Annotated in this window: 18 protein-coding genes; 11 read left to right on the top strand and 7 right to left on the bottom strand. The window is 62.5% G+C overall.

Annotated features, from left to right (window positions below):
- The first annotated feature begins 2 nt into the window (after positions 1-2).
- From flhF to LY622_RS11010, 4 genes are read left to right on the top strand one after another with little or no spacing between them, the layout of a single operon-like run.
- On the top strand, positions 3-2,204 hold the full coding sequence (flhF, locus tag LY622_RS11025; RefSeq protein ID WP_234290955.1) for a flagellar biosynthesis GTPase FlhF: 2,202 nt from the start codon (positions 3-5) through the stop codon (positions 2,202-2,204).
- Positions 2,205-2,804 carry a hypothetical protein gene (locus LY622_RS11020; RefSeq protein ID WP_234290954.1) on the top strand — a complete coding sequence of 200 codons (600 nt, stop codon included), beginning with the start codon at positions 2,205-2,207 and terminating at the stop codon, positions 2,802-2,804.
- Positions 2,801-3,319: a flagellar protein FlhE gene (locus LY622_RS11015; RefSeq protein ID WP_234290953.1), complete on the top strand. Its 519-nt coding sequence runs from the start codon at positions 2,801-2,803 to the stop codon at positions 3,317-3,319. The genes LY622_RS11020 and LY622_RS11015 overlap by 4 nt, the downstream gene beginning before the upstream one ends.
- Positions 3,320-3,348: 29 nt before the next feature.
- On the top strand, positions 3,349-4,065 hold the full coding sequence (locus LY622_RS11010; RefSeq protein ID WP_234290952.1) for an RNA polymerase sigma factor FliA: 717 nt from the start codon (positions 3,349-3,351) through the stop codon (positions 4,063-4,065).
- Between the two features lie 31 nt (positions 4,066-4,096).
- On the opposite strand, the gene LY622_RS11005 is transcribed toward LY622_RS11010, so the two are convergent.
- Together LY622_RS11005 and LY622_RS11000 are read right to left on the bottom strand one after the other, a co-directional pair.
- Positions 4,097-5,299, bottom strand: coding sequence for an EAL and HDOD domain-containing protein (locus LY622_RS11005; RefSeq protein ID WP_234290951.1), 1,203 nt, complete (start codon positions 5,297-5,299; stop codon positions 4,097-4,099).
- 96 nt (positions 5,300-5,395) lie between these two features.
- The gene (locus LY622_RS11000) at positions 5,396-6,172 is read right to left on the bottom strand and encodes an EAL domain-containing protein (protein ID WP_234290950.1); all 777 of its coding nucleotides are present in this window, start codon (positions 6,170-6,172) and stop codon (positions 5,396-5,398) included.
- Positions 6,173-6,412: 240 nt separating this feature from the next.
- Between LY622_RS11000 and LY622_RS10995 the strand changes: the two genes are divergently transcribed.
- The 3 genes from LY622_RS10995 to LY622_RS10985 are packed head-to-tail and all read left to right on the top strand — an operon-like array spanning position 6,413 to position 9,963.
- On the top strand, positions 6,413-7,267 hold the full coding sequence (locus LY622_RS10995; RefSeq protein ID WP_234290949.1) for a motility protein A: 855 nt from the start codon (positions 6,413-6,415) through the stop codon (positions 7,265-7,267).
- Positions 7,260-7,943, top strand: a complete 684-nt coding sequence (locus tag LY622_RS10990) for an OmpA/MotB family protein (RefSeq protein ID WP_234290948.1) — start codon at positions 7,260-7,262, stop codon at positions 7,941-7,943. Before LY622_RS10995 ends, LY622_RS10990 begins: the two co-directional genes overlap by 8 nt.
- A gap of 34 nt (positions 7,944-7,977) precedes the next feature.
- The gene (locus LY622_RS10985) at positions 7,978-9,963 is read left to right on the top strand and encodes a putative bifunctional diguanylate cyclase/phosphodiesterase (protein ID WP_234290947.1); all 1,986 of its coding nucleotides are present in this window, start codon (positions 7,978-7,980) and stop codon (positions 9,961-9,963) included.
- Positions 9,964-9,984: 21 nt separating this feature from the next.
- Here LY622_RS10985 and argF read toward each other — a convergent pair whose 3' ends face one another.
- Positions 9,985-10,905 carry an ornithine carbamoyltransferase gene (argF, locus tag LY622_RS10980; protein WP_234290946.1) on the bottom strand — a complete coding sequence of 307 codons (921 nt, stop codon included), beginning with the start codon at positions 10,903-10,905 and terminating at the stop codon, positions 9,985-9,987.
- A 158-nt stretch (positions 10,906-11,063) separates the two neighbouring features.
- Here argF and LY622_RS10975 point away from each other — a divergent pair, with 158 nt between their 5' ends.
- Positions 11,064-11,417, top strand: coding sequence for a Grx4 family monothiol glutaredoxin (locus tag LY622_RS10975; protein ID WP_234290945.1), 354 nt, complete (start codon positions 11,064-11,066; stop codon positions 11,415-11,417).
- A 183-nt stretch (positions 11,418-11,600) separates the two neighbouring features.
- Here LY622_RS10975 and LY622_RS10970 read toward each other — a convergent pair whose 3' ends face one another.
- The 3 genes from LY622_RS10970 to rnt all read right to left on the bottom strand — a co-directional run bounded on the left by LY622_RS10970 (position 11,601) and on the right by rnt (position 17,589).
- Positions 11,601-13,589, bottom strand: a complete 1,989-nt coding sequence (locus LY622_RS10970) for a diguanylate cyclase (protein WP_234290944.1) — start codon at positions 13,587-13,589, stop codon at positions 11,601-11,603.
- 106 nt (positions 13,590-13,695) lie between these two features.
- A complete protein-coding gene (locus tag LY622_RS10965; protein WP_234290943.1) occupies positions 13,696-16,269 on the bottom strand; it encodes a putative bifunctional diguanylate cyclase/phosphodiesterase in 2,574 nt (857 codons plus the stop codon).
- Positions 16,270-16,923: 654 nt separating this feature from the next.
- On the bottom strand, positions 16,924-17,589 hold the full coding sequence (gene rnt / locus LY622_RS10960; RefSeq protein WP_066450400.1) for a ribonuclease T: 666 nt from the start codon (positions 17,587-17,589) through the stop codon (positions 16,924-16,926).
- Between the two features lie 184 nt (positions 17,590-17,773).
- Here rnt and LY622_RS10955 point away from each other — a divergent pair, with 184 nt between their 5' ends.
- The 3 genes from LY622_RS10955 (at position 17,774) to LY622_RS10945 (ending at position 20,602) form a co-directional block, all read left to right on the top strand.
- Positions 17,774-18,994 carry an argininosuccinate synthase gene (locus tag LY622_RS10955; protein WP_234290942.1) on the top strand — a complete coding sequence of 407 codons (1,221 nt, stop codon included), beginning with the start codon at positions 17,774-17,776 and terminating at the stop codon, positions 18,992-18,994.
- A 62-nt stretch (positions 18,995-19,056) separates the two neighbouring features.
- Positions 19,057-19,356, top strand: coding sequence for an HlyU family transcriptional regulator (locus LY622_RS10950; protein WP_234290941.1), 300 nt, complete (start codon positions 19,057-19,059; stop codon positions 19,354-19,356).
- A gap of 106 nt (positions 19,357-19,462) precedes the next feature.
- Positions 19,463-20,602 (top strand): DUF294 nucleotidyltransferase-like domain-containing protein, encoded by a 1,140-nt coding sequence (locus LY622_RS10945; protein ID WP_234290940.1) that lies wholly within the window; start codon positions 19,463-19,465, stop codon positions 20,600-20,602.
- A gap of 48 nt (positions 20,603-20,650) precedes the next feature.
- Here LY622_RS10945 and LY622_RS10940 read toward each other — a convergent pair whose 3' ends face one another.
- Entirely contained in the window at positions 20,651-22,648 is a 1,998-nt protein-coding gene (locus LY622_RS10940) for a methyl-accepting chemotaxis protein (RefSeq protein WP_305038580.1), read from the bottom strand.
- Positions 22,649-22,979: the final 331 nt, after the last annotated feature.

Here is a 22,979-nt window from a genome sequence, read left to right as displayed (position 1 = left end):
CGATGAGTGTCAAGCGATTTACAGGCGTCAACAGCCGGGATGCCATGCGTCAGGTGCGCGAGGCGCTGGGCGACGAGGCGCTCATCCTGGCCAACCGGCGGGTCGACGATGGCGTCGAGATTCTGGCCATGGCCGAGTCGGCGACACCCGACGGCAGCGACGCCCCGGAGAGCCGAGTGCCGGCGAAGGCCCCCGTGCCGCCGCCCCCTGCTGTGGGGCAGGATGCTTCGAGTGCCTTCGAGGCCATGAGTGCAAGGCTGCTCGATGAGATGCGCGATATGCGGGCGCTGCTGTCCCGCGAGCAGGCCCCGCCGGAAGCGGTTGGTGGCCTGCGCGAACGGCTGCTGCAGATACTATTGGAAGCCGGGTTCCGGCAGACGTTGGCCGAGGAAGTGGTTTCGGCACTGCCGGAAGAGCTGGCTGGCCATGATCTGGGTGATCGGGCCATGAGCTGGCTGCACCGCCAGCTGGTGAAGCGCCTGAAGGGGCTCGATGACGAGGGTGCCTTCCTGGATCGCACCGGCATCGTGGCCCTGATCGGACCAACGGGAATCGGCAAGACCACCACCACGGCCAAGCTGGCCGCGCGCTACGTGATGCGCCACAGTACTCGCCCGGTCGCCCTGGTGACCACCGACAGCTTTCGTATCGGTGCCCATGAGCAGCTGCGTATCTATTCGCGCCTGCTCGATGTCCCCATGTATGCGCTCAATGCCGACCAGCCGGTCTCCGACCTGCTCGAGCGCATGCGCGGCAAGTCCTGGGTGATCATCGATACGGTGGGCATGAGCCAGCGAGACCATCGTGTCATCGAGCAGGTGGCGCATCTGCGCGGCGGCGATGCCCCGGTGAGACTGGTGCTGCTGCTCAATGCCGCCAGTCAGCCGGAGACCTTGGAAGAGGTCGTGGTCCGCTATCGCCAGGCGGCCCAGGCGGCGGGCGCCGAACTCAACGACTGCATCATTACCAAGCAGGATGAAGCCGGACGCCTGGCACCGGTACTGGATATCGTCATGCGTCACGGCCTGCGCCTGCTGTTCGTCTCCCATGGGCAGCGCGTGCCTGAGGACATGTCCGTGGCCGACGTGCCGGCCCTGATCGATCGCGCGCTGGAGTCCCGCGTTGCCGTGGCAGGATCGACGGCTCGCCAGGGAGCAGCGGAAGCGCCCACGCGCTCCCCCAGCCTGCTGGGGCAGGGGCGCCGGCTCTCCGGCACGCTGCTGGCCTTGCGACAGCGGCTGGCCGGGTTCCAGCGGCTGGAGGCGGTGTGGGACCTGCTGGGCCTGCCGGAAGCCGTCCAGCAGCGGCGGCTGGAAGCATTGCTGGCAGACTACCCCGCAGGCGAGCAGGCGCTGGGCATGCTGTGGAGCGAGCGTCGGCGCGTCAAGGGCGAGCGCTGGTCGATGCCGGATGTCGCCATCGACCCGGACGGCGCCTGGCTGGCACTGCCGCTGCTTCAGCACCGCCAGGTAGCGGGGCAGCAGGCGCGGCTGGAAGATGCGCTGCAACGCCTGGCGGTCAGCGTGCATCTCTTCAACGGCCTGCCCGATGGCGAGGCCGCTGGCTGGCTGGAAGGGCAGGCGCTGACCTGGTGCAGTCAGGTACGCGGCAGCCAGCGCGTCGAGCATGCCGGCGAGCGTCAGCCGCTGTCGGCGTTGGGTGAACTGGCCGAGCCGCTGGGGGATGTGGCCTGTCGCTTCCGTGGCCAGCCGGCGCGCATCACCCTCTCGAGCCTGCCGGTGGCGGTGAGCCTCAAGGCGGGGAAAGGCGTGAGCCAGACGGTTTCGGTGCGAGCCTGGCTCGGCGAGGTACGAGATGCGGAAAGCGGCCGGGTCCTGGTCAAGCGCTACTGGGTGGCGCCGGCACGGCTGGGGCGTGACCCGCAGTCGCTGCTGCTGGCGCAACTGCAGGGGGACGCGCTGCCACAGCTGACCCGGCGAGCCTGGCAGCGTCTGGCCCCCGCCGAACTGGGCGAGGTGCGGCCCGATGTTCGCCTGCTGATGGCGAGCGGGCTGGCCACGGTTGCGGCGCATCTGGACCTGGCCGAAGACGAGGCGGCCATGGACCTGCGTGCCGAGCTGCTGGGCCTGGCTGGAGGCCGGCAGCGCCGCCGCGACGTGGCGCTGCTGGAGTCGCTGGCGCAACTGTTCATGGTACGAGATGCCATTCGGCATCTGGGTCTCGGTGAAAGGGAGTCAGGCTAGATGGGTATGGATCAGGCCGCCGGGCTACGCAAGTGGGCGACCACGACGCCTAGACAGTCTCAGGAGGCGTGCCCCGGCCACGTCGCCGAAATGCTGGTGACGATGGCAGGGACGACGCAGCCGACCGCCGCTCAACCTGCCGCCCCTGGCCACCCGGCTGGGCCTTCCTCGGCCAGCCGGGAGGTGGCGCCGCGTCCGGCACGGCATTCGGCAGCGGAGGCGACGCTGATGGTCCTGGGGCTTCCCGGCACCGGCCCGCGCCATACCGATAAAGTGAGCGAACTCTTCGCGTTCTGGGCCGGCCAGGGCCGCCAGTGGGTCGGTAATCCCGACGCCTGGCGTGTGGTGGCTCTGCCTGCCGGTAGCCCGCACCTGCCGGTACTGGCCGAGGAGCAAGCACGCTGGGCGCTGTGGGTGGATGCCGACCCGGAGGCGTTTCGTCGTGCCTATCGGGTGCTGAAGCAGGTCGCCGAACGGGGGGGCCCCCAGCGGTTGCTCCTGGTCCACCCGCCCGGGGTGGGGCGACAGGGGCTGCTGAGCAATCTGCGCCATGCCGCGGCGAGTTATCTTGGTATCGAGCTGCTGGTGTTGGCGCGATGAGCAAAATTCGATCGTGGACGTGGATGATGCTGGGTCTGGGAGGGACTCTCCTGGCCACCCTGGCACAGGCATCGGGCAGCTGGGTGGCCAGTGCCCCTGCGGTACAGGTGGTCATGCCGGATCGCCCGGTGCAGTCGGCGAACATGGTGCCGCCCACGGCCGAGCTCACCCGAAACCAGGTGATGGGGCGTGTGAGCTGGCAGTTCCAGCCCCCTGCCGGAGGCGAGGTGAATGCCCGGCTCTGTCACGCCGGGGGCTGTGTGGCGCTGGCGGGGCCGCGAGGGCATACCGAGGCATTGGCCGGCATACCGGCGGATACTGCGCTCTATTTCCAGTTTACGCTGCAGGATAGCCGGCAGCGTGCCATGACACTGCAGGGGCTTCAGGTGATCGTGAACCACCATGATCAGGCACGGCTTTCGGCCCGTCGGGATGATCATGGTCGGTGGGACGCCGGGCAGTGTGACACGACATTGAAACAAGCGAGACCCGTTGAGCGAATCAGAACCCTTTGAATTGGGCTGGCAGCCACGAGAGCAAGAGTATGTACACAGCACGAGGCAAGATCGACCAGGGGGACATGCTGGCGGAATATTTTCCGCTGGTGAGACGTCAGGCGCTCTCCCTGCAGGTGCGTCTTCCGGCGAGCATCGAGCTGGATGACCTGATTCAGGCCGGTACGGTCGGGCTTCTCGAGGCCATGGGGCGTTTCGACTCCTCCCAGGGCGCGAGTTTTGCCACCTTTGCCAGCCAGCGCATTCGTGGGGCGATGCTCGATGAGTTGCGTAGCCGTGACTGGCTGCCGCGCAGCGTGCGGCGTAACGCCCGGGCTGTCGACGAGGCCGTCCGCCGGCTGGAACAGCATCTTGGCCGGCCCGCCGAGGAGACGGAGATAGCCGCTGAGTTGGACATGGACCTACCCACCTATCGCCAGCTGCTGAACGACACCAATAGCGGCCATTTGCTGCCGTTCGAGGCGTTGCTGGCCGAGGGCGTAGAACCGGGGGTCGTGGACGTCACCGCGAATACACCCTACAAGCAGCTGATCGACCAGGAGAAGCGGCAGCAGCTGGTGGAGGGGATCGAGGCATTGCCTGAGCGGGAAAAGCTGTTGATGGCGCTCTACTACCAGGAAGAGCTGAACCTCAAGGAGATCGGTGCCGTCATGGGCGTGACCGAGTCGCGGGTGTGTCAGCTCCACAGCCAGGCGGTCAGCCGGCTTCGCAGCCGGCTGGCCGATCAGGACGAGCAGGAGGACTAGCCGGCCAGGGCGGGCTCTTTAAAAGGGCGCTTCAAAGATTGGTCATCAGGGAGCGGGCACTGGCCAGGGCAGCCATATAGCAGCTATGCAGCTGATCCGCCGGTATATCGTCGTTGGCTTCCTCGACCTGGCGCTCGTGATTCTCGCAGAGCCTGAGCACTGCCCCGAGGGGGCCCGCCCGGTCCTTCACGGCGCGAATGATGAGCGGGTTGAGCGGTAGCTGCGCGAGCAGGGTGTCGCGGTCTTCCTCGAGCAGGGCATCCATCATCGAGAAGAGCCCGGTGGTGAAGGCATCTTCGGGATCGAGGGTGGCGAAGGGGGCCGACAGGTTGCGACACATGAAGGCGCGAATGAGCGCCATGCGCAGGATGATCCTGGACGACGGCTGGAGGCTGGCGAGGGTCAGGGTGAGGATGAGGCGTCTCAGTTCGATAAGGCCGAGCACCTGCATCGCCCGTTGTAGGTCGATCTCCTTTCCGCCACGGTTGTAATAGGTCGAGTTGGCACGCCTCAGCACGGCCACGTGAAGGTGAGGAATCTGCACCACGAGTTCCTGAAGACGATGGATATCACTGTCGTCCTCGTACAGGGTGCGAATCAGCCGGATCTGGGCGGCGCGGTTGCCGTGTCGCCCCCGCGGCGGGGAGGCGATGAAGTTGGGGCGCGCCAGGTAGTGCCCGTTGTAGTAGGCACAGCCGATCTCGCGATAGCGCTCGAGCTCTTCGCGATCCTCGATATTCTCCACCAGCAGCTTGATGTTCCGGGCGGGGAGTCGTTCGAGGATATCGGCATCGAGCTCAGTGGGTGTCTTGACCAGAATGATGTCGGTTCTGGGTAGCATCGCCTCGAGATGCTGCATGATGAGGCTGGCGGGAAGGATGATGCGATAGCCCCGTTCCCGCAGGTCATCCAGCCGGGCGAGTAGCCTGTCGTCGACGTCCGGCATATCGGCAATGCCGATGGCCAGTCGAGGGGCCGGGGTGGGGAGCAGTTCGGGGCGGTCGAGCCACACCATTGGCAGGTCGACGAAGAGCGTACGCTCGCCGAGCAAGCCCGCATCCCCGAGTTCGTAGACCGCGCTGGCCAGGGCCCTGGCGGTGGCGGCCAGGGTGTCGTCGGACTCGGACACGCCGCTTTGGCGATACACCAGGCGGTCCGCCACATGGGCGTGTTTCGCATCGTGAATCGGATGAAGGGCAATGGTGCAAGGATCGAAATTCGCTTGCTCTGGCATGCTGCTGGGCTCCCTGCTGAGCGACACGGCACTCAGGATGTCGTCATGATTCGATGTTCTGCGCCTATTCGACCGATCAAGGTTCCTGGCGCCCCGCTAGAGTGCCTCTCTCAAGGCGTGAAGGCTGGGCTCCAGGCCGCTGACGAGGCTCGCCAGGCTGGGGCGGGCATAGTAGAACCCCTGCTGATGCATCAGGCCGTTGCGCGCCAGCCACAGGGCCTCTTCACGGGTTTCCACCCCTTCGGCTATGAGGGCGATATCCAGGGCGCTGCCAAGCCCGACAATGGCCCGCAGGATGGCCTGTCGTCGTGGGTCGCTGTCGCAGCCATCCACCAGGACACGATCGATCTTGATGCGGTCCGGGCGAAGGTCGGTGAGCAGGTCCAGGTTGGCGAAGCCATTGCCGAAGTCATCGAGGGCGGTGGCGAACCCCATGCTGCGGTAGGCCTCGATGATGCCGCGGAGGTGTGCCTGGCTGCGGACCTTCTCGGTCTCGGTGATTTCGAAGACCAGCCGTTCCGTGGGCCAGCCCACCTTGGCAGCGATGGCCAGGGTCGCCTGGATGCAGGCGGCGGGTTCGTAGACGGCATTGGGCAGGAAGTTGATCGACAGGTCTTCGGTCATGCCCAGCTGGCTGGCGAGCTCGATGGCTCGGACGCGGCAAGCCTGGTCGAAGCGATAGAGCAGGTCGGGAGTGACCTGGGAGAGGATGCTGTAGGCCGACTCGCCCGCGGGGCCGCGCACCAGGGCTTCATGGGTGGTGACGCGGGCAGTGGCAAGGTCCACGATCGGCTGGAAGGCCATGGTGAATTCGAACGGAAGCGGTCCGTCGCAGATGACGCAGCGTCCATCCTTTTCGGCGCATTGATGCATGGAGACTCCCATCGTCTCTGTCGGCTGTGGGGAACGGATTCCCCGTTACCCGTTGAATCGGCAGACGCGGTCGAAACTTGAGCCCCGTTTCTGCCCATGCTGGACGCTGCATAATTTGGAGGGCCAGCGAATTGCTTGACATAGATCATGTGCGGGCGGCTTCTCGGCAGCTCGCACCTCAAGTTTCGGCCTATCCCGCCGATTGATGCCCTAGACTCGAAGCCCCTATCAGGAGCCTGCATGAACCCTTCAACCATCATCGGTATGTTTGCCAGCGTCATTCTACTGGTCAGCGTACTCTTCTTCACCGCCGAGTCGCCACAGAGTTTCCTGAACCTGCCTGGGCTTGCCATCGTATTGGCCGGCACCATGGCGGCCACCTTCATCAGCTATCCGCTGAAGGAGGTCGTTCGGGTGGTTCGTCTGGTGGGGCTGGTGTTTCGGCGCGAGAACACCTACATGCGAGACGACATCAAGGAGCTGGTGGATATCTCGCGGCTGTGGTTCAAGGGTGATGTCCGGGCCGTGGAGGAGGCCCTGGAGAAGGCGCGCAATCCCTTCCTGCGTACCGGCATCCAACTGGTGATCGCCAATACCAAGGAGGACGAAATCTTCGATCTCCTGCGCTGGCGCATTGCCCGCCTCAAGGCTCGCGAGCATGCCGAGGCCCAGATATTCCGCACCATGGCCACCTATGCGCCGGCCTTCGGCATGATCGGCACCCTGGTGGGACTGGTCAACATGCTGGAGGTCATGGAAGCCGGCGATCTTCACGTCATCGGTCCGCGGATGGCCATCGCCCTGCTCACGACCTTCTACGGCATCCTGCTGGCCAACCTCGTCTTCAAGCCCATTGCGGTGAAGCTCGAGCGCCGCACCGAAGAGCGGCTCATCGCCATGAACATGGTCTTCGAGGGCATCTCGTTGATCACCAAGCGGCGTCTGCCTTCCTTCATCGAGGAGACCCTCAACTCCTTTGTCGCCAACTATCATGACGAGATTCGCGACCCCATCGTGTCCGAGCGTGCGCGCGCGACGGGCGATGGGCCTGCAAAAGGGAAGGGGCCGGCAGCAGGGAAGGGGCAGAATGCTTGATCGCGGTATGCGTGACATGCTTGCCCCGCCGACGGTGGAGAGCGACAGCGATGGCTGGCTGATGAGCTATCTCGATGTCCTTACGCTGCTCATCACCCTGTTCGTATTGCTGCTCTCGTTGTCAGGCAACGGCCTGGCCATCAAGGGAAGCCAGCATGGCGGCGAGATCGCTGCATTTATCACGCCCCAGGCCGAGGCGTCGGCGCGTATGGTCGCAGGGTCGGGGCTCAAGCCGCGCCATGATGGCCTGCAGCCGCAATTCTCCGGACTCGATATCGAGGGCGTCAGCATGGCAGAGGGGCAGCAGGGCATCACGCTGCGGATCGATGACAACCTGCTGTTTTCCAGCGGCCAGGCGGACCTGACTTCTCAGGGGCGCGAGGTGCTGGGTCGGCTGCGTGACCTACTGCAATCCTTCGACGGTGACGTCTCGGTAGAGGGGCACACGGACAGCATTCCCATTGCCACGGCACGCTTTCCCTCCAACTGGGAGCTCTCGTCGGCGCGGGCCATCGCCGTGCTGCGGTACCTGGCCGAGCTGGGCGTCGATATCGAGCGGCTGCGCGCGGTGGGCTACGCCGAGACCCGTCCCCTGGCAAGCAACGATTCCGCAGAGGGCCGCGCCGAGAACCGCCGGGTGGAGCTCCTTCTCAAGCAGGAGCTGGGTGCGAGGTGACTGAAGGCGAGACGACCTCAGGGGCTATCGAGCGATGATTCATGCTCGAGACCAGCGGCCGCGGCGGCGCTGGTCGACACGACAGGCCACTGCGCTGTATCTCGTGTCGATCGCCGTTATTCTCCCCGGCATGGCCTTGGCCGGATACGGCGTGCTCAGTGCGCTCACCCTCTGGCATCAGAAAGTGCTGTTACTTTCCGTGGGCTGGCTGCTGACGGCGGTGCTGGCACTGCTGGTTCTGCTTCATTACCTTCGTCTTTCACGTACGGAGGCGGAGCTTGAGCGCAGCGAGCAGTCACTGCGACAGATCAATGATTCCCTGGAGGCTGAACTGCGGATTGCCGCCATGGCGTTCGAGACGCACCTTGGCATGTTCATCACCGACGCCGACGGCATCATTCGCAAGGTCAATGTCACCTTCGAACGCATCACCGGTTACAGCGCCGATGAGGTGCTGGGCGAGAATCCGCGGCTGCTCAATTCCGGCCGTCATGATGCGGATTTCTATCGTGAGATGTGGGGTAGCATCCATGAGAAGGGCAGCTGGCAGGGTGAGGTCTGGAACCGGCGCAAGAACGGCGATACCTATCCGCAGTGGGTCACCATCAGTGCGGTAAAGGACGCGGAAGGGAAAATCACCCACTACGTGGCGACGATCAGCGACATCACGCACCGCAAGGCCGCCGAGCAGGAGGCGCATCGGCTGGCCTTCTTCGATCCGCTGACGGGGTTGCCCAATCGTCGCATGTTGCTGGACAGGCTGGCGGAGGCGCTCGAAGCGTCACGGCAGAGCGAACAGCAGGGTGTCCTGCTGTTCATCGACCTGGATGGTTTCAAGCATATCAATGACAGCCTGGGTCACCAGTGTGGCGACGAACTCCTGCAGCTCATGGCCAGGCGCATCCAGGCGGTCAGTCGCGATGTCGACCTGGTGGCCCGCCTCGGGGGCGACGAGTTCGTGATCCTGGCGGAGGGCCTGGGCGAGACCATCGACGGAACCTCGCAGGCGGCGGAGCGCCTGGCAACCAAGCTGCTGGGTAAGCTGACCGAGCCCTGCTGGTTGAGCGAGCGCCGACACCTGCTCTCCGGTAGCATCGGTATCACCCTGCTCGGCGATGGTGTCGGGCGAGCGGAGGAGTGCCTGCAGCAGGCGGAGATGGCCATGTACCAGGCGAAGCAGGCGGGCCGCAATACGCTGCGTTTCTTCGACCCCGTGATGCAGGCGGTGGCGGTGCGACGCGCCATGATCGAGTCGGACCTGCGCCAGGCAGCCAGGCGCGGAGAGCTGAAACTCTTCTATCAGATCCAGGTGGACGGCAAGTCGCAGGTGACCGGAGTCGAGGCGCTGCTGCGCTGGGAGCACCCGGAGCACGGCATGATTCCGCCGAATGATTTCATCCCGGTGGCTGAAGAGAGCTACCTGATCGTTGCCATCGGTAATTGGGTGGTGGAGACGGCATGCCGACAGTTGGCGAGGTGGGCCAGTGATCCCCGAACAGCCGAGCTGACCATGGCAATCAATATCAGCCCGCTGCAGTTCCAGCAGCCGGATTTCGTGGCCAATCTCGCGGCGGTACTCGAGACGACCGGGGCGCGGCCGGAGCGGCTGAAGCTGGAGCTGACCGAGACGCTGTTCATGGAGGAGCCCGAGGCGGTGCGCGAGACGATGCTGCGGGTTCAGGCCATGGGGGTGCGCTTCTCGCTGGACGACTTCGGCACCGGCTACTCATCCCTTTCCTATCTCAGCTGCCTGCCGCTCGACCAGCTCAAGATCGATCAATCCTTCGTACGCACCCTGTTCGAGGATGCGTCGAATGAGATGATCTCCGCCACGATCATCAGCCTGGGGCGCAATCTGGGGCTGGAGGTCATCGCCGAGGGCGTGGAAACCCTGGCGCATCGCGACTGGCTGGAGGCCCACGGCTGCCATGCCTACCAGGGCTATCTCTACTCGCGGCCGCTGCCCATCCATGCGTTGACAGGGCTGCTCGAGTTGTCCACCTGTGCCGCCGGGCGCTAGCCGGCGGAACAGGCAGGTTGGTCAGTCCTCTACCCGCCCCAGCAGCAGGAACTCGATCAGTGCCTTCTGGGCATGCAAGCGATTGCCGGCTTCCTGCCATACCACGCTGCGCGGGTCATCGAGCAGCGTCTCGCTGATCTCTTCGCCACGGTGGGCCGGCAGGCAGTGAAGGAACAGCACGTCGTGACTGGCACGGTCGAGCAGGGCCTCGCTGACCTGGTAGCCGGCGAAGTCCGCTTCACGCTTGGCCTGCTCCTCCTCCTGCCCCATGGAGGCCCAGACATCGGTGGTGATCAGGTCGGCATCGGCAACGGCCTGCTGGGGGTCGTGCAGGATGCTCACGCGATCGCCTGCGGCATCGAGAATGTCCTGGCGCGGTTCATAACCTTCGGGGCAGCAGATACGCAGCTGGAAATCGAACTGCCGTGCGGCGTTGATCCAGGAGTGGCACATGTTGTTGCCGTCGCCGACCCATACGGCGGTGCGCCCCTTGACGCTGCCGCGCAGCTCGGTCCAGGTCATCACGTCGGCCAGCAGCTGGCACGGGTGGTAGTCGTCGGAGAGCGCATTGATGACCGGCACCGAACTGGCGGCGGCGAACGCTTCCAACCCCTCATGGGAAAAGGTGCGGATCATGACCGCATCGACCATTTCGGCCAGCACCCGGGCGGTATCCTCGATGGGCTCACCCCGGCCAAGCTGGGTGTCGCGGGGAGAAAGGAACAGTGCGTGGCCGCCGAACTGCGCCATGGCGGTCTCGAAGGAGACGCGAGTGCGAGTCGAGGATTTCTCGAAGATCATCGCCAGGGTGCGGTTGGTGAAGGGGGAATAGGTAGGCCCCTGGGCACGCAGGCGGTTCTTGATCGTGATGGCGCGTTGGATCAGGTAGTGGAGCTCTTCCGGGCTCAGGTCCAGCAGGGTCAGGAAATGGCGTGTCGCCATGGGGATCTCTCCGCGCGAAAAAACCCCCATCCTATCCAGCCCGCGGGGGATGCGCAATGCGCTCGTCATCAGTAGAATGAGGGCCATGAGCAAAGTCTGAGCGTCGTAGTCGGGTATTCGGCGGCGCCGTCAGTACCATTGATCCAACAGGAGCGCACATGAGCACCACCCTCGAGAACATTCAGCGCCAGATCAGCGAAAACCCCATCCTGATCTACATGAAGGGCACCCCCCAGCTGCCCCAGTGCGGCTTCTCAGCCCAGACCGTCCAGGCCCTGATGGCCTGTGGCGAGCGTTTCGCCTTCGTCAATATCCTGGATAACCCGGATATCCGCGCCGAACTGCCGAAGTACGCCAACTGGCCGACCTTCCCGCAGCTGTGGGTCGAAGGCGAGCTGGTCGGCGGTTGCGACATCGTCGGCGAGATGCACCAGAACGGTGAACTGGAGACCCTGATCAAGGCCGCGGCGGCACGTGCCAAGGAGCAGGAAGAACAGGGCGGTAACGCCTGATCGGTTAGTGTCTTGGACAGTCGCTTGGGATAGTCGACACGGACCCGTGAGGCGAACTCGCGGGTCCGTGTCGTTTCGGCCGGGCCTGTGTGGGAGCTTTCTTCGGCAAGCGCCCTGCGTTGACGATCCCGGGGATACGTACGCTCTCCCAGCCCAGCCCAGCCCAGCCCAGCCCAGTTCAGTTCAGTCAGCCGTGTCGTTCTGCCAGTTCACCTGGTTGCGACCTTGCTCCTTGGCCACATAAAGCCCCCTGTCGGCGCGCTTGATCGCCGGCTTCAATGAAGACTCTTCGGCCATCACCATCGTCACACCCAGGGAGGCGGTGTACTGGAGCTGCCCCCCTTCGCTGACATCGTGGTCGACTTCTACCGGTGAGGTCTCAAGCGCCTGGCGGAGTCGCTCGGCTACCTGAAGGGCTGCATGCTTGGCGGTGTCAGGGAGCAGGACGGCAAACTCCTCGCCGCCCATCCGGCACAGCACATCGCCCTCACGAAGCTGCTCCTTGGCCGTCCTGGCGAAAGCCTGCAGGACAAGGTCCCCTACGTCATGGCCGTATTCGTCATTGATGCGTTTGAAGTGATCCAGATCGATGGCGATCAGGCTGAGCGGGGCTCCGCTGCGTCGTGCTCGGGCTATCTCCATGGCCGCCTGATCTTGAAGGAAACGACGGTTACCCAGCCCTGTCAGTGGGTCTGTCATGGCCTGTCGCGCCAGTGTCTCCTCCATCTCCTTGCGTTCGCTCAGGTCGAAGACCATTGCCCTGGAATGCACGAAGCCGTGAGCAGCGATGTAAGCCGTGGCCTGGATGATCACGGGCAGCCGCGCTCCGCTGCGGGTGAGCAGCTCGCATTCGGCCGCTCCCTCCTGATCCGGACCCCGGACTCCCTGGAAGGCGGCGTCGAAGGCTTCGCGAGTCTCGGGAGTGATGAAATCCCGATAAAGTCGCTTGTCGATCACCTCAGCAGCGCTGTATCCCAGCCAAACGAGTTCGGTTCGATTGATTTTGACCACGCGGCCATCGCTATCCAGTGAATGGTAGCCGCAGGGCGCGTTCTCGTAGAGATCTCTTACGTCACGAGCATATTGGTGAGCCTCATGGGAAAGCCGCTGCGTTCGGTGTCTCAGGCTCTGCTGCCGATGGTGGCTGATTGCCCAAAACACGCCGAAGGTGATGGACAGAACGTAAAGCAGCAGGGTGATCAGTAGCGGTGTGATATCTTCCGCGAGTAGCTCGCTGAGGCTGGGCTTGTCAATGATGACACCTAGCTGCCAGGGGTCCCGCCCTGGTTGGCTGGCTACCATGCCGGCTAGGCTTTGGTAGTGATAGGTGCGGGCATCGTACGCACTGAATATGACCAGCCGATGGCTGAGAGCCGTTTCGCCGCGATGGCGTAACTTGAGGGCTTCCCATACCTCGGGTGAGTCAGTCGCGAAGCTGCCGCCGAAGGATAGCGGCCCCTTTGCCTCGGTAAGTAGCCAGGTTCCCTCTGCGTCCACCATAAAGGGATGGCCCCAAGCATTCATGACCAGATTTTGCTGGATGTCGGCCGCCAGGTACTGCCAGTCCAGCGTGAATCGTAGTACACCTTTGCGAGTGCCATCCGTATCGAATACCGGCGTTGTGATATCCATCACAGGGATGCCAACGGCATGACCACTCTCATGTGGCAAATGACGGCGAGGAGGGGAGATGTAGAGGTCACGTGGTGCAAGTGCCATCGCCTCCCGGAAGAAGATAGCGGTGACATGGTGCTCTGCCTGGTCTAGTGGGTCATGGCCGACGCGCAGCAATTCTCGCCCGTCGAGCCCTATCAAGCTGAACTGGGTGTAACGGACATAATGAGGCAACAGCGTATCGAGCAAGGTGTGCAGCTGGGCTGCGGTGAACTGTTCCATCTCTTCCTGAGACGGAGACTGGGCGACTCCCACGCCATTGAGGTAACGCTTGAGCAATGGCATTTCGGCCGTTGCCAAGAGATGATTGATGCTGGCGTTGATTTCTCTCTTTAATGATCTTTCGCCGGCTTCAATCTTGGCGTTGGCTGTGGATATAGTACTATCGAGACGAGCGTCAAGATGTGCCTGGAAGATCGGATACAGGGTGGCTGTTACGAGAATCACAGGCACAACGACAGCCATGACCAGGCGGGCGGTAAGCAGCTTGAGCGTCACCGGCGAGTCTCCAGAGCGATAGCTTGAAAAAGGAAAAGCGAGACATGCTTCTTGAATGGAAAAACACCGTTTCCTTTTATTTTCCGTGACCTGGCCCCGTGTGCCATCAAGCAGGGTCAACGGGTAGAGTGTCAGGCAGGGCTCGGAGGCTTTCCAGCGGCATTGGCTTGGCGAAGTGGAACCCCTGAAGCAGGTCACACCCGCGCCGGATGAGATCTTGCTGTTGTTCAGGCTCTTCGATACCTTCGGCGACTACCACCAGGCCCATGTGATGGGCCATGGAGATGATGCCTTGAACGATGGCGGCATTGCTGTGGTTGGTGAGCATGTCACGAATAAAGGCACGGTCCAGCTTGATCTTGTGGATAGGCAGGTCGCGCAGGTAGCTGAGGCTGGAGAAACCGGTGCCGAAATCGTCGATGGCAACCGTGATGTTCATTCCACGTAGGGTACGGATCATCTCGATGGCCTGTTTGGCGCCCCCCAGAAGAATGCTCTCGGTCATCTCCAATTCCAGCAGTTCGCGCGGAAGGCCGGTCTCGTCCAAAATGCGTCGTAGCTCATCGAGGAAACCGTCACGGCGGAACTGCAGCGACGAGATGTTGACGGCCACTGGAAACACGCGCTCGCCTTTGGCGTGAAGGTCGGCCAGGTTCTGGCAGGCCTGTCGAAGTACCCAGCGGCCCAGCGGTATGATCTGGCCAGTCTGCTCGGCGATAGGGATGAAAATTCCAGGAGACACCAGCCCATGTCTTGGATGGTGCCACCTGACCAACGCTTCGACGCTGCGGATCTGTCCACTGACGGCATCCACGATGGGTTGGTAATAAAGCTCGAACTGGTTTTCACGTAGCGCGGTATAAAGGTCATGACGCAGCAGCGCGTGCTCGCTGATGTTTCGCCTTTCATCACCTTCATACCACTGCCAGGTATTGCGTCCCTGCTGTTTGGCCGCTTCCACAGCAATATCAGCGTGCTGTAGCAACTCATGGGCCTGATGAACATCCTCATCATTACTGGCAATCCCAATACTGGTGCTGATATGCAAGGGGCGCCCTTTGATGTCGAACGGACGCTCCAAAGCTGAAAGTACATGCTCAGCGGTGGCTTCCGCTTCGTCTCGGGACTTGAAGTCGGGCATCAGGAAGACGAACTCATCTCCGGTGAGGCGTGCCAGGGTGTCGTTGGAGCCAAGCAATAGACGAAGACGATCGGCCACCGCCATCAGCAGTTGGTTGCCGGTGGCGTGGCCCAGGCCGTCGTTGATTGCCTTGAAGCCATCAAGGTCGAGATACATCACCGCCAGCAATGTCTGATTGCGCTTGCTCGAGCGGAAGTCCTGCTCGAGGCGAGCCTCCAGCGCCGACCGGTTGGGCAAGTCAGTGAGCAAGTCGTGGGTAGCTTGATAGGCAATACGGGCTTCCTGGTTACGGTCTCGGGTGATGTCTACCATGGTGCCAATGAAGTGGGTGCAGCTGCCTTTCTCGTTGAAGACTGGGCTGATAGCCAGCCGATTCCAGAACGGCGTACCGTCCTTGCGATAATTGAGCAACGTGACTTGAACACTACTAAAGGTCGACAGGGCTTGCCGGATCGCCTCGACGTCGCCAGGGTGGGTTTCGGGGCCTTGCAGGAAGCGGCAGTTCATTCCGAGCACTTCGTCCAAGGCGTATCCCGTCAGATGGCAGAAGGCCTCATTGGCATAGACGAGGGGCATGTCTGGCTGGGTGGCATCAGCCATGAGAACCCCATTGGGGCTGGCCTCGATGCCTCGCTGAAGCAGACGGAGCTCGCTTTGCTGACGCTTGCGTTGAGTGATGTCATGGCAAATACCGTAGACGCCCACGATTTCGCCGTCGACCATCACTGGGAAATTGGTAACTTCGAGGTGATAAGGGTGTCCTTCAGCATGGGTGCCCACGGTTTCGTATTGGCGTGAAGTACCGGCCTTGGCAGCATCGAAGGCCTCCTGGGTCAGCTCGCGGTAATCAGCATCGACAAAGTCGTTGAAGTGGCGGCCAACCAGGGCCTTCTCGGGGTAGCCCGTAATCCATTCCAGGGCGGCATTGCCGCGCTGGAACCTGCCCTCTAAATCGAACTCGTAAACGCCATGGGGATGGTTCACGAAAAGCGAACGATGCCACTCGGCCAGCGTTCGGTGATGATGGCTGTCTCGATCCTTGACAATTGCCAGGGCGACCAGGGCCGCGGCTTGGCGAAGTCGTCTCTTGCTCAATTCGCTGGGCGCGCTGGACGCGTGGTAATACGTGCCGAACGTGCCCAGTAAATCACCCTTCGCGGTGACCACCGGGCTCGACCAGCAGGCACGAAGCCCCTCGGCAGAAGCCGCGCTACGGAAGCGCTCCCAGCGCGAATCAGTCTGGATGTCCTCCGTGATGACCTGCCGGCGCAGATAGGCAGCGGCCCCGAAAGAGGCTGCTGCAGAACCGATGGGAACATTCTGGAGCCGCTCGGAATAGTTTCGAGAGAAGCGATGATTGGGAAACAGGCTGAGCGAGCAGCGCGCTGGGTCGAAGCGCATGAAGGCCACCACGGCACCGGGGAACTGGATGCCGATCCAATGGGCAATCGCCTCAAGGGTCTGCTCCAGTGGGGCCTGCTGGGCAATGAGTTCGTGGACGCCCTGCTGGGCTTCCAGCAGGCTGAGTTCGTCGGTCACTTCAATATCTCCAGCAGTGTTAGTGCTCTCCCTCAAGGTGAGAATCCCAAGGGGTCCCCATAGAGCCGTCAGGGTAAGCAAATTGTGAGGTCAAAAGATCCTCTAATACTGCATTGGATAATGAGTAAAGTAGGAGTCACTTAACTGTGCCAACGTTCCTGTCGCTGAGAAAAAATGCTTTTTTTCTTTCGGTTCTTCGGCCTGGGATAGATTGTTGGCGTTATCGATGAGGGCTGCGTGCGCTTCAGGTATGAAATGGAATTGCAACAGTTATTGATTGAATTATTGTTACTTTATTTAAATTAAATATATTTGAACTTTTTGCTCTTTGGCGATCGGCTAATTTAACTTCGGCTATCTTGGGTGCTAGACGAGTGGAGGATACTATTAATTAAAGTGACCTGCATTACATTAATATCAAATATATCTATAAGGATATTGAATTGATGGCGGTTTGAGCGCTTGGGTCAGCCTTCGTCGTTGCTGCTGATCGCACTCATTCGCAAAAAGTCGATCAAGGTCCAGCGATGCCTGCCAAGGAGCAGGAGGAGCAGGGCGGAAACGACTGATCTCCCTGGCTAGTGTTTTGGACAGTCGCTTCGGATAGTCGACACGGACCCGCGAGGCGAATTCGCGAGTCCGTGTCGTGTCGGCCTAGAATTCCTCCAGCCCCTGCTCCCGCTGTGCCAGGGCCCAGCCGCCGAGATCCTTGTAGCGATTGACGATGGCGCAGAAGAGCTCGGCGGTACGTTCGGTGTCGTAGCGCGCCGAGTGGGCTTCCTGGTTGTCGAAGGCGATGCCGGCGGCGCGACACGCCCGGGCCAGTACCGTCTGGCCGTAGATGAGGCCCGACAGGGTCGCGGTATCGAAGCTGGAGAAGGGGTGGAAGGGGTTGCGCTTGATGCCGCAGCGAGCGACGGCGGCATTGAGAAAACCGTGATCGAAGGCGGCATTGTGGCCCACCAGCACGGCCCGGGTGCAGCCATGGGATTTGATCGACTTGCGCACCGGCCTGAATATCTCCCCCAGGGCGTCGGATTCGCTGAGAGCGACACGCTGGCGCAGCGGGTCATCGAGCTTGATGCCGGTAAAGTCGAGTGCCGACTGCTCCACGTTGGCGCCCGTGAAGGGCTGCACATGAAACGCGTAGGTGGCGTCCGGGATCAGGTTGCCCTCCGGGTCCATGGTCAGGGTCACCGCGGCGATCTCGAGTATTGCGTCTCGTTCGGCATTGAAGCCACCGGTTTCCAGATCCACGACGACGGGCAGGAAGCTTCGAAACCGTTGGGCCATCAGCTCGCGGGCGATCGCCTCACTCATGCGCCTCTCCTTATCGTGAGCATCGTGTTCCTTATTGGTCGGCTCGAGAGAAGTCGGGGCCAGGCCCCGCTGAATCCGCGAAAGTCTAGCAGTTTGCCGCTCGCACGTCCCGCCGCCGGTATTCGTCGGGCATCAGCCACGCTATACTTGACGGCCTATGACGCTTACCAGAAAGGAGCCCCGAATGTCCGATGTCAAGAAGGTCGTGCTCGCCTACTCCGGCGGCCTGGACACATCCGTCATCGTCAAGTGGTTGCAGGAAACCTACAGCTGCGAGGTCGTGACCTTTACCGCCGACATCGGTCAGGGCGAGGAAGTCGAGCCGGCACGCACCAAGGCCGAGGCCCTGGGCGTCAAGGAGATCTACATCGAGGACCTGCGCGAGGAGTTCGTTCGCGACTACGTCTACCCGATGTTCCGTGCCAACACCATCTATGAAGGCGAGTACCTGCTGGGTACCTCCATCGCACGTCCGCTGATCGCCCGGCGCCTGATCGAGATCGCCAACGAGACTGGCGCCGACGCCATCTCCCATGGCGCCACCGGCAAGGGCAACGACCAGGTGCGTTTCGAGCTGGGCGCCTACGCGCTCAAGCCCGGCGTCAAGGTCATTGCACCCTGGCGCGAGTGGGACCTCACGTCCCGCGAAAAGCTGATGGCCTACTGCGAGCAGCACGACATCCCCGTCGACTTCTCCAAGAGCAAGAAGAAGTCGCCGTACTCCATGGATGCCAACCTGCTGCACATCTCCTACGAGGGCGGCATCCTCGAGGACCCCTGGGCCGAGGCGGAAGAGGACATGTGGCGCTGGAGTGTTTCGCCAGAGGCGGCGCCCGACCAGCCCACCTACGTCGAGCTCACCTATGAGCGTGGCGACATCGTGGCCCTCGACGGCAAGACCATGAAGCCCCACGAGGTACTCGAGACACTCAACAAGCTGGGTGGCGACAATGGCATCGGCCGTCTCGATATCGTCGAGAACCGCTATGTCGGCATGAAGTCCCGTGGCTGCTACGAGACACCGGGCGGCACCATCATGCTCAAGGCTCACCGGGCCATCGAGTCGATCACCCTGGACCGTGAAGAGGCTCACCTCAAGGATGAGCTGATGCCCAAGTACGCCAAGGTGATCTACAACGGCTACTGGTGGAGCCCGGAGCGCCGCATGCTCCAGGCCGCCATCGACGAGACCCAGAAGAATGTCTCCGGCGTGGTTCGCATCAAGCTCTACAAGGGCAGTGCCACCGTGGTCGGGCGCAAGTCGGAGCAGTCGCTGTTCGACGAATCCATCGCCACCTTCGAGGACGATGCCGGCGCCTACGACCAGAAGGATGCCGAGGGCTTCATCAAGCTCAACGCCCTGCGCCTGCGTATTGCTGCCGGCAAGGGCCGCAAGCAGGATTGATCCCAGGCGAGTCTCCCTCCGTGCAGGAGGGAGACTATGCTTCGCGAGCGCAGGAGAGACCCATGCTGAAGAAACTGTTCTCTGGCCTGTTCGGTTCAGGTGACGATACGCCCAAAAGCGCGCCGGCTGCCGAGGCCGTCGAGTACAAGGGCTACCAGATCATTTCCGAGCCGGCCGACCAGGGTGGCCAGTGCCGCGTCAGCGGCTGGATCCGCAAGCCGGGCGCTGACGGCGAAATCCTCGAGCATCGCTTCGAGCGCTCCGACCTGGTGCCCGGCCGCGACGCCTGTGACCAGCTGATGGTCAGCAAGGCCCAGCGCTATATCGATCAGGTTGGCGACGAGATGTTCAAGCGGGGCTGATACGCTCCTGCCATCAGGCTTGTCTATTAGGGCCCTTATCCATTAGGACAAGGGAAAACAGCACGGTGCGGCCTTACACTGGGGGGAGCCTATTCAGGGAGCCTTCATGCGCCTACTGCACCGTGCCTCGTCCTGGCGTGAACTCTTTGCCGCCGACACTCTGCCCGCCCCCGAGACGCTTCCCTCCTTGCTTGCCCCCCTGCGTGATGCGCTGACCGAGCTGGGGCCCGAACCGGACCTGGCGGTGGCTCACGCCTGGCAGGCGCGCCTGGTCGAGGCGCTGCAGCGGCTCGATATTCCCGCCTGGCGCATCAGCCAACTGATCAGTGACCATAACGAACTGCTCTACCGCAGGGCCATCCAGCTTTCGCTCAACGAGATGAAGGGGCTGGGCTGGGGAGAGCCACCTGTCGCTTTTTGTGTGTTGATCCTCGGCTCCGGTGCTCGCCATGAGAGCCTGCTGGGGCCGGACCAGGACAACGCCATGATCATCGCCGACTACCCGGACGCGCGGCATACAGAGATCGATGGCTTCTTCCAGTCACTGGGGGAGCGGTTCACGGCACGGCTGGATGAGGCGGGGATCCCGCTGTGTAGCGGCCATGTCATGGCGCGCTGGCCGATGTGGCGAAAGCGGCTCTCCGAATGGCGCGACCAGTTGACGCTGTGGAGCAGCGATCGACGCATCAAGCGCGTCCAGCAGAGTAATATCCTGCTCGATTTCCATCCGGTGCATGGCGACGTTGGCCTCGCCGAATCGCTGAGCGACCACGTTCAGCAACTGATGCCACGCTCGAGCCTGTTCCTCGATGAGATGGCGGCACTGCTGAATGAGACACCCGTGGCCCTGGACCGTTTCGGTCGCCTGGCGGGTAATGGCGAGGGGGCGCCCCACGAGAACGCCATCAACCTGAAGCTGCAGGGCTTGATGCCGCTGGTCAATGCCGTGCGGCTGCTGGCGCTTCGCCATGGCGTGCGTGTCATCGATACGCGCCTGCGACTGCCCGCATTGGTGCTGAAGGAAGTACTGACAGCTGCCCAGGCCCGCGGCCTGATTGCCGCCCTGGATCGGCTGCAGGAGAACGTGCTGTTGGCGCAGCAGGCCAGCCTCAAGGCGGAAGCCTTTCCCGATGGATGGGTCGATGTGGTTCGTCTGGAAGACGACCAGCGATTGCTGCTTCGCCATGACATGCAGGCGATCCGCAGCCTGGTCAGGCTGGTCCAGGGGAGTTCGAGAGCGCGTTGATCTGGGGGTATTGCCTCCCTCCCTGGAGGCAGCAAGCTTTCAGCGGGCTCAGAAGGTCTCCCAGTCCTCTTCCACTTCTCGCACGGGTTGCTGGCGCTTGGACGAGCCCTTCACTCTCTGCTGCGAGATGGCGGGTGCCAAGGGCAGGGCCGGATGGCTCGTCGGCCGGCTGGGCCGGGCCTCGACGAACGACTCCTCACCGAGAATGAATTCTGACATCAGCTCATCGAGACGCCGGGCATTGTCTCTCATGGTGGCGGCCAGGCCGGCATTCTGGTGAACCATGGAGGCATTCTGCTGGGTCATGGTATCCATCTCCGCCACGGCGGTGTTGACCTGTTCGATACCTGAGGTCTGCTCACGGGCGCCGGCAGTGATCTCGCTGATCACATCCGAGACCTGGATCACGCTCTGACGCAGCTCCTGCATGCGTTCGGCCGCGCCCTTGACGATCTGGCTGCCCTCCTGGGTGTGTTTCACCGAAGTATCGATCAGCCCGCGGATGTCCTTGGCCGCGTCCGCTGAACGGCTGGCGAGATTGCGCACCTCCTGAGCCACCACGGCGAAGCCCCTGCCATGCTCGCCGGCACGGGCGGCTTCCACCGAGGCATTCAATGCCAGGATGTTGGTCTGGAAGGCGATCGAGTCGATCAGGCCGATGATGTCGCTGATCTTGTTGGCCGACGCATCGATGGATGCCATCTTGGCCTGCATCTCGGTCATGGCCTGGTTGCCGCGCTCGGCCACGCCGGCGGCGTTGGTGGCCAGGCCGTTGGCCTGTTCGGACGCCTGGGCGGTGTGCGAGACGGTGGAGTGAATCTCCTCCATCGATGCCGAGGTCTCCTGCAGGTTGGCAGCGGCCTGTTCGGTCCGCGAGGAGAGCTCCTGGGTGCCGTCGGCCATGTCGCTGGCGCCGGCGAGCACGGTACGGGCGTTACCGCGAACTTCCTGCAGGGTTCGCTGCATGCGCTCGACGAAGCCGTTGAACTGAATGGCGAGCTCGCCCACTTCATCCTGGCTATGGGCCGTCAGTCGGCGGGTCAGGTCGCCCTTGCCCTGGGCGATATCGGCCATGGCCTGGGCGGTCTGCTTGATGGGTGCCAGTGCCTTGCGCGCCGAGAAAGCGACGATGACCAGCAGCAGCAGCAGGATCACGACGCCCACGATCAGCAGGGAAAGCAGTAGATTCGTCGAGACAGCGGTAAAGACATTGCTGGGTATGGCCGCTGCGAGCGCCCAGCCCCCGGTCCCTGGGATCGGACTCCAGATCATGGTCACGTTGCCACCGAAGGGCGACACCACCCGTCCGATACCGGCTTCGCCGGTGAGCATGCGTTGGCCCAGTGCGTCGGCGCCCTGGAAGCCGGCCTGGTCGGCCTCGGTGACGTTGAGGTTCATGCGCAGGTCGGGATCGGGATGGGCCACGATCATGCCACTGCTGTCGACCATATAGCCGTAGCTGCCCTCGCCGACGTCGATGGCGGAGGTGATCTCCGACACGGCATCCATCGACAGGGTGATGCCCAGCAGCCCGACGCGGTTGCCCGCTTCATCGAAGATCGTCTCGGCAATTATCGCGGTGGGCAGGCCGCTGACCAGGGAGAGCACCGGGTCGGCCAGCAGGCGATCTGTCGTGCCATCGGTGACCAGTTCCCGGAAGTAGCCGCGACCGGAGATGTCGGCCCTGGCCCCGGTGTGGGTCACGGTATCGCCGCTGGCATCGGCGAAATAGAACGACTCGATGGTGGCATCGCCAGGATGACGGCTGGCCAGCCAGTCGAGATGCTCTTCCACGGGTACCGCTTCGGCGAGCCGTTCGTCCTTGGCAAGCCCGGAAAGCAGGGTCCGGTAACCTTCGATCCAGCGGCTGATTTCGTTGGCGCGTGCCTCGACCTGCCGTGCACTGGTGTCTTCCAGCATCGGTGGGATGGCATTGTTCAACTGAGTATTGACGATCAAGCCTAGCGCGATGAACGCCAGCAGTAACGGCAGGCCGATCGCGCCCAGCAGCTTCTGCGTGAGTGTCAGGCGTGTTAGTCGATTCATTAGGGAGGAGCTCTCTCTATGGGACGTTACTTGTCTCAGGGCGAGTATTTGACGAAGCAGCGAATCGTGGCGTGCACCGGTCTGTGCCAGCGTCGCGTCACGGCAGCGGCCTGCTTGCGGATTCTTGTCGTTATTGGGCGTAAGTCGGGCTAGGAGCCTGTCGGACTTAACGCTGATCTACTGCGAGATCCGGTCTTTCGGCCAATTTCATTCGATCTGATTCGTTAAATAGCGGGCTATTCGCCTCATCAGATCGATAAACTTGTCTCGAAATCCAAATCTCTCGTGACGATCGGTCAAATCCGACAGGCTCCTAGCTGAACGCTTGGGC

The sequence above is a fragment of the Halomonas alkalisoli genome, from assembly GCF_021412585.1.
GTDB lineage: Bacteria > Pseudomonadota > Gammaproteobacteria > Pseudomonadales > Halomonadaceae > Halomonas > Halomonas alkalisoli.
Note: the sequence above shows the minus strand (reverse complement) of the source record. Positions and strands in the feature narration are given on the sequence as shown.